The sequence below is a fragment of the Paraclostridium sordellii genome (assembly GCF_000953675.1).
GTDB lineage: Bacteria > Bacillota > Clostridia > Peptostreptococcales > Peptostreptococcaceae > Paraclostridium > Paraclostridium sordellii.
In genome coordinates, this window is record NZ_LN679998.1 from 3,379,273 (window position 1) to 3,379,845 (window position 573).

Sequence of the window (573 nt, forward strand, 5' to 3'; positions counted from 1 at the left end):
TAGATGCTATACATGATACAGTTCATGAAATGTGTAAAGATGAAGCTAGACATGGTAAAGCATTCTTAGGATTATTAAATAGACATTTTGAAAACTAAGATAAATATTTTAGGTGGGAGCTAATAACTTCCACCTAATTAAACCTTAATAATATAAATAAATTATGTTTTAAAAAAATTTTTATGGGTATATATAATATACTTATATTACATTAGAGTGAAACGTTAACATAAATAAGTTAATGTATGATTTGATTATGATTATAATAGTGAGATATATATAAATAAAGGGAGGATTTTAATATGAAAAAATTTGTTTGTACAATATGTGGATATATACATGAAGGAGAAATGCCACCAGAAGTTTGTCCAGTATGTAAAGCACCAGCTAGTAAATTCGAAGAGATGAAAGGTGAAATGGCTTGGGCAGATGAACACAGAATAGGTGTAGCACAAGGAGTAGATGAAGAAATATTAGAAGGATTAAGAGCTAACTTTACAGGAGAATGTACAGAAGTAGGAATGTATTTAGCAATGAGTCGTCAAGCTGATAGAGAAGGATTCCCAGAAGTAG

The 573-nt window shown here is 29.5% G+C and carries 1 protein-coding gene and 1 pseudogene; both read left to right on the forward strand.

All coding sequences use genetic code 11. The annotated features are described in order from the left end of the window. Window positions 1-98: pseudogene (locus ATCC9714_RS17880) on the forward strand (NADH peroxidase); the annotation flags it as partial. A 204-nt stretch (window positions 99-302) separates the two neighbouring features. Continuing rightward, the coding region (locus ATCC9714_RS16480; RefSeq protein WP_340140877.1) for a rubredoxin-like domain-containing protein at window positions 303-573 on the forward strand (271 nt) is incomplete at its 3' end.